Raw genomic sequence first — 6,526 nt, 5'->3', positions numbered from 1 at the left:
TGTGGCGCCGCGCCCGACGCTCGCGGGACATCTGGCGCGAGGTCGCGGCGCTGGCGGGCGTGCGGGTGGAGCACGAGGGCCTCGCCATCGTCGCCCGCCGGCCGGAAGCCGCGGCGCTGGCGCAGGCCTTCCTCGCCACCGAAATGGGCGCGGACTGCGCGCTTTATGGCGAAGGCGACGCCCACGCCCTGTTCCCTCAGTTCAAGGGCGAGATCGCCGGCGTGTTCTGGAGCCCGCACGAGCTGCGGGTCGAGGCGCGCACCGCCTCCGCCCGGATCGCGGCCTGGCTCGCGGAGGCCCATGACGTGGCGTTCCTGTGGGAGACCGCGGTCACGGCGGTCGAGGGCGAGACGCTGACCACCTCCCGGGGCAAGGTCTCCGCGGGCGCGACGGTGGTCTGCGCCGGCGACGACGTGCGCAGCCTGTTCGGCGAGCGCCTCGCAGGCGCCAATCTCGCCCGCGCCAAGTCCCACATGCTGCGCGTGCGCTACGACGAGGGCTTCGAGCTGCCCGGCGCGGTGGCGAGCGACCTCAGCCTGATCCGCCTGCCGGGCTTCGCGGAGCTCGCGGAAAGCGAGGCGCTGGCCTCCCGGCTCGCGGCCGAGCAGCCGGAGCATCTGGCCCATGGGGTGACGCTGATCGCCGCCCAGTCCGCCGACCATTCGCTGGTGGTGGGCGCGAGCCGCCAGATCGACGTCACGCCCGACCCCTACCAGACGCAGGCGATCGACGACCTGATCCTCGACGAGCTGGCGGCCGTCTTCGGCAAGCGGCCGAAGCACGTGCTGTCGCGCTGGACGGGCACCTACGCCCATTCCGCCGAGAAGGCGCTGGTGATCGACGCGCCGGCGCCCAACGTGCGCGTGGTGGTGGCGGCCTCCGGCGCGGGCGCGAGCGCCGCCTTCGCCGTGGGCGAGGAGACGATCGCGGAGCTGTTCGGCCGCTGAGGCTCCGCCTCGGCCGCTCACCCGACCAGCGCCGCGCCGTCGCAGCGCACGCCGCGCACGCCCACGTCCGCCTCGCCGATCTTCACGCCGAGCAGCTCCAGCAGCGCGTTCACCACCGGATCGAGCAGCGCTCCCACCGGCACCAGCAGCGGCTTCAGCGCCGCGCCCAGCAGCTGCCCGAGCCCGAGGTCGATCAGGCCGAGCAGCTTCACGTTCAGGGTGAGGTTCTGCGTCAGGCTGGCGAGCGTCGTCTGCGCCGCGTCGCCGGTCTTCGCCGATTTCAGCGTGTGGTTGCGGATCTCCGCCGCGGTGAAGGTGAGCGGCGTGGCGTTCACGTTGGTCGCAGCCACATAGGCGCTGGCGGTCGCGGTGGCGAGCAGCAGGTTGATGCTCGCGGGCTCGATCGCGGGCGTCTTCGACATGTCGTTCCACAGCGACACGCTCGCGGGCTTGCCGACCCAGAGCTGCGTCACCGCGGGCCGCACCTGCACGGTCACGCGGGCGTCCTGCGCCGGTTGCGCGCCGCAGGACAGCTTGTCGAGCTTCGCCTCCGCCGCCGCCAGATCGATCGCGAGCGGCAGCTCCACCAGCGCCAGGCCGCCGGTGAGCGACTTCAGCAGCGGCGAGGTCCCCACCTCCGCCGTCACCCGCAGCCGCGTCTGCGCCGTGCGCACGATCGCCCCCTCGGCGCCGAGCGCCAGCCACGGGGCGCTTTGCGGCCGCTCGCCGATCACCAGCGAGGCCCGGACGCCGGCGAGGCCCGGCACCTGAAGGCCGAGGTTGAGGTCGAGCTGCCGCTTGCCGTTGGCGGTCTCGAGCGTCGCCATCATCAGGTCGAAGGCGGACACCGCCGCGCTCAGCGCCGATCCGGAACGGCCGATGGCGGCCTTGGCGTAAGGCCCGACGCCCACCACGTCGCCGACCCGCAGAGACCCCGCGGCCGTCGCCTGCGCCGCGATCTGGCCGAGCGCGGCCCGCGCCTGCGCGCCGCCCTGGGACACGTCCGCCATGGCGGCCACCACCTGGCCCACGCTGGCGTTGGCGTCGAGCAGGCTCTCATAGGTGCCCGCCGTCAGCCGAAGCCGGGTCGCGAGCGCGTCGAGGAAGGGCAGCGCCTCCACCTTGGCGGCGGCGAGCGCGTTGTAATCCATGACGCTGAGCGAGACCGAGCCGCCGGTGAGGGCCGAGAGCAGAACGTTCGCGACGCCGCCGTTCAGCGAGGCGAGCCGCGAGCCCACGAAGAACGAGGCGAGCTGCGTGTTCGCCGCGGATCCCTCGACGCCCACCTCCACCGCGCTGCGGCCGAGCAGCGCCCGGCCGAACACCAGCGGGGCGTCGGCGTTAATGGCGACGCGGGCGGCGTTGAACGGCGTGGCGTTGGGCGTGAAGCGCCGCGCGGCGGGAACCGCGGGATCGGGCGTGTAGCGGCCGAGCGTCAGCACGAAGCGCTTCGGGTTGGTGACGCCGTTGTCCGCCGCGGTGGCGCGGGCCGCCCGCTCGGCGTTGGCGAGGTCGTTGGCGGCGGCGATGGCCGCAAGATCCGCAACCCCCTGCAGCCGCCGCCGCTCGCCGTAGAGGCTCGCCAGATCGACGCCGAGCGCGAGACAGCCGATGGCGCAGAACCCGAACAGCGCGGTCATGATGGCGACGGAGCCGCGCTCGTCGCGCCGCAGCCGCGCCAGCCCGCGCGCCGCCGCGCGCATCTCAGTAGCCTCCCCGGCGGATCGCCGCCGACCGCGCGATCGTCTTGGTCGGCGTAGGCGCGAGCCCGTCCAGCGACCACAGCGCGAGCCCCCGCGCGTCATAGGTCACCACCACCTCGAACGTGCTGGCGTTCGAGGGCGCGGGCCGCGCCACCACCGACACCCGCGCCGGATCGATCAGCACATACTGCCCGGCGCTCGCCGTCACATGCGCCCGCGCCAGCTGCTCGCGCTCCTGGTCGGTGAGCCCGCCGATCGAGGCGCGCACTGCGTCCGCCGCCAGCTGCTGCACGCTGTGGGCGAGCCCGAAATAGACGCCATAGGTGAGAAGGCCCGCAAGCATGGTGACGAGCACGGGCGCGACGATCGCGAATTCAACGGCGGCGGACGCCGTTCTGTCCCTGTAAAATCTCCGCCATGACAGACGTCGCATGGATCCCCCTTGCGGGAACCGACGCCTTTGTCGCGACATTCATCGTCTTTTGGCCGCCCCCGCCTTTTCAGCTTCCGCTCAAATTCTTTCCCACCTCTTGTACGCGCCGCGTTACCGGTAACTGGTATCGCAACCCGGTGTCGGGAAACAAAGTTGAATTCTACATCTTACACATCGGCCACTGGAGGATCGGGCCATCCGCGCGCCGGACGCCGGCGGCGCGGGTTTGCCGTTCCGGCGCGGCTGCGCTAGGGGAGCGCACGCCCGACCGACCCATGGACCGCCCCCGACGCCGATGACCGCCCGCCGCACCGACCTCGCCACGCCCCGAACGCCCCGCGGCTTCGCCGACCGCGGCGGGGCGGAGCTCGCCGCCACCCGCGCCATGGCGGAGCGCATCCGCGCCGCCTACGAGTTGTGGGGCTTCGAGGAGATCGAGACGCCGTTCCTCGAATACACCGAGGCGCTGGGCAAGTTCCTGCCGGATCAGGACCGCCCGAACGCCGGCGTGTTCTCGCTGCAGGACGACGACGACCAGTGGCTGTCGCTGCGCTACGACCTGACCGCGCCGCTGGCGCGCCACGTGGCGGAGAATGTTCAGAAGCTGCCGAAGCCCTATCGCAGCTACCGGTTCGGCCCCGTGTTCCGCAACGAGAAGCCGGGCCCCGGCCGCTTCCGCCAGTTCCTGCAGTTCGACGCCGACATCGTCGGCGCGCCTTCGGTCTCCGCCGACGCGGAGATGTGCATGATGATGGCGGACGCGCTGGAGGCGGTCGGCGTCAAGCGCGGCGACTATGTGATCAAGGTCAACAACCGCAAGATTCTCGACGGCGTGATGGAGGCGATCGGCCTCGGCGGCGACGACAACGCCGGCCGCCGCCTCACCGTGCTGCGCGCCATCGACAAGCTGGACCGGCTGGGACCGGACGGCGTGCGCGCGCTGCTGGGCGCCGGCCGCAAGGACGACAGCGGCGACTTCACCAAGGGCGCGGGGCTGGACGCGGCGGGCGCGGACCGGGTGCTCTCGATCCTCGACGCCAAGCGCCCGACCAACGCCGAGACGGCGGACGCGCTCGCGGGCGCCTTCGCCGAAACTCCCGTGGGCGCCGAGGGCGCGGCGGAGCTGAAGACCATCGCCGACCTGCTGGCGGCCGCGGGCTATGACGGCCGCGTCTCGGTCGATCCTTCCGTGGTGCGTGGGCTCGAATACTACACCGGCCCGGTGTTCGAGGCGGAGCTGACCTTCGAGATCGCCGGCGACGACGGCCAGCCGATCCGCTTCGGCTCGGTCGGCGGCGGCGGGCGCTATGACGGGCTCGTCGGCCGCTTCCTGCCCGAGAACGTGCCGGCGACCGGCTTCTCCATCGGCGTCTCCCGCCTGCAGGCGGCGCTGACCGCGCTGAAGGGCGCGGACGCCGCCCCGGCGCACGGCCCCGTGGTGGTGCTGGTGCTGGATCGCGACCGCATCGGCGACAGCATGGCGCTCGCGGCGCGCCTGCGCGCCGAAGGCGTGGCGGCCGAGGTCTATCTCGGCGCGTCCGGCATGAAGGCGCAGATGAAATACGCCGACCGCCGCCGCGCGCCGCTCGTCGTGATCCAGGGCTCTGACGAGCGCGAGAAGGGCGAGGTCACGCTGAAGGACCTGATCGAGGGCGCCAAGGCCGCCGCCGCCATCACCGACCGCAGCGCCTGGACCGAGGCGCGCCCGGCGCAGGTGACCGTGCCCGAGGCGCGGCTGGTGGACGAGGTGAAGGCCATTCTCGCCCGCCACGCCTGAACGGGCGAGCAGGCGCTTGGACGCGGATCACGCGGCGAGCGTGTTCTTGTGCACGCGCCCGTCCTTCAGGATGAGCTTCAGCGTCCGGTCCGGGTCGCCGATCAGCGCGATATCCTGAAGCGGATCGCCCTCGAACAGCAGCAGGTCCGCATAGGCCCCCGGCGCGATGCGGCCGAGCGGGGCGGGATAGGGATTGCGCGGGCCGGACAGGCCCGCGAGCTCCGCGTTGCCGCTGGTGAGCGCGCGCAGCGTCTCCGCCGCGCCGAGCCAGCGGGCGAACTTGGCGAGCTGCCGCCCCTGCGAGGCCGTGCCCGTGGGGCTGAACAGGATGTCGGTGCCGAGCGCCATCTTCACCGGATGCTTGCGGCCGAGTTCGACCGCGCGCGCCGTGCCCTCCGCGATCTCCGCCTGCTGCCGCCGCTGCAGCGGCGAGGCGTAGACGTTGGCGTCCTCGTCGTTGAGGAAGGGCTGCACGCTCCACCACGCGCCCGCCTCCGCCATGCGGGTCACAGCGTCCTCGTCGGCGAGCTGGCCGTGCTCGATGGAGCGCACGCCCGCCGCAAGCGCGCGCCGGACGCCCTCGGCGGTGTAGGTGTGGACGCAGACATAGGTGCCCCAGTCCGACGCCGCCGCCACCGCCGCCTTCATCTCCGCCTCGGTGAACTGGAGCGCGTCGATCGGGTTGTAATCGGACGCGACGCCGCCGCCGCCCATGATCTTGATCTGGCTCGCGCCGAGCAGAAGCTGCTCGCGCACCCGGCGCAGCACCTCGGCCTCGCCGTCGGCGATCGCGGAAATGCCCGCCCGTTCCGCAAGGCTGAGGTCGCTCTGCGCCGTGCGCGGCAGATCGGAGCGCATGCGGAAGTCGCCATGGCCGGAGGTCTGCGAGACCATGGCGCCGGAGGGATAGATGCGCGGGCCCGCGATGCGCCCCTCGTCGATGGCGCGCTTCAGCGCGAAGGACGGGCCGCCCACGTCGCGCACGGTGGTGAAGCCGCGCAGCACGGTGCGCTCGGCCTCCTGCGCCGCCACCAGATGCACGTAAGGAATGTCCGCCGTGATCGCCGCCAGCTTCGGGATGGCGGCGAGGATCGAATGCCAGTGCGCGTCGATCAGGCCGGGCGTCAGCACCCGGCCGCCGCCGTCGATCACCTCGGCGTCGGCCACCGTCTCCGCGGCGGCGACGAAACCCGTGATCCGCGCGCCCTCCACCAGAACGCCCTGCCCCTCGATCAACTTCGGCGCCACGCCGTCGAACACCCGCACATTCCGGATCAGGATCGGCTTCGGCGCGGCCTGTGCGAAGGCCGGGCTGACGAGGCCGAGCGAAGGCGCCGCGAGGCTCGCCGCCACGCCCTTCAGCACCGCGCGCCGGGACAGACCGCTGTCGATCCGCGCGCACAGCCGCTGCGCCGGCGCGCTGTGGCAGGCGCAGGTCGCGCCATGGCCGAAGCCGCCCAGTCGAAGCGCCATGATCGTCTCCCCGTCGCGACGTCTCTGCGGAATGGCGGGCCGCCGCGCCTCACACCATCCTATGCCTCGAACCTGCGCCGCAACAGCCGCGACGGGCGTTCAGCCCCCGTGCGGGCGGCGCGCCGGAGCGGGCGCGATGTCCACCACGCCGTTCCGCCACGCGACCCGGACGCCGGCGAGCGTCGCGGCGCCG

General features: G+C 72.8%; 5 protein-coding genes. 2 read left to right on the top strand and 3 right to left on the bottom strand.

Annotated features, from left to right (window positions below):
- Positions 1-947 (top strand): TIGR03364 family FAD-dependent oxidoreductase (locus ACFQ4O_RS13445; RefSeq protein ID WP_378776204.1); only part of this gene is annotated, 947 nt, incomplete at its 5' end.
- Between the two features lie 17 nt (positions 948-964).
- Here ACFQ4O_RS13445 and ACFQ4O_RS13440 read toward each other — a convergent pair.
- Together ACFQ4O_RS13440 and ACFQ4O_RS13435 are read right to left on the bottom strand one after the other, a co-directional pair.
- Entirely contained in the window at positions 965-2,650 is a 1,686-nt protein-coding gene (locus ACFQ4O_RS13440; RefSeq protein WP_378776203.1) for a pilus assembly protein TadG-related protein, read from the bottom strand.
- Position 2,651: 1 nt separating this feature from the next.
- Positions 2,652-3,083 carry a TadE/TadG family type IV pilus assembly protein gene (locus ACFQ4O_RS13435; protein ID WP_378776202.1) on the bottom strand — a complete coding sequence of 144 codons (432 nt, stop codon included), beginning with the start codon at positions 3,081-3,083 and terminating at the stop codon, positions 2,652-2,654.
- A 295-nt stretch (positions 3,084-3,378) separates the two neighbouring features.
- On the opposite strand from ACFQ4O_RS13435, the gene hisS reads away from it, so the two are divergent.
- On the top strand, positions 3,379-4,860 hold the full coding sequence (gene hisS, locus ACFQ4O_RS13430; RefSeq protein WP_378776201.1) for a histidine--tRNA ligase: 1,482 nt from the start codon (positions 3,379-3,381) through the stop codon (positions 4,858-4,860).
- A gap of 27 nt (positions 4,861-4,887) precedes the next feature.
- Here the strand turns inward: hisS and ACFQ4O_RS13425 are convergent, their stop codons facing one another.
- On the bottom strand, positions 4,888-6,333 hold the full coding sequence (locus ACFQ4O_RS13425; protein ID WP_378776200.1) for a metal-dependent hydrolase family protein: 1,446 nt from the start codon (positions 6,331-6,333) through the stop codon (positions 4,888-4,890).
- Positions 6,334-6,526 lie beyond the last annotated feature (193 nt).

The organism is Methylopila musalis, from assembly GCF_042679725.1.
In the GTDB taxonomy this organism is placed as follows: Bacteria; Pseudomonadota; Alphaproteobacteria; order Rhizobiales; family Methylopilaceae; genus Methylopila; species Methylopila musalis.
This window is presented reverse-complemented; position numbering and strand designations above follow the sequence as displayed.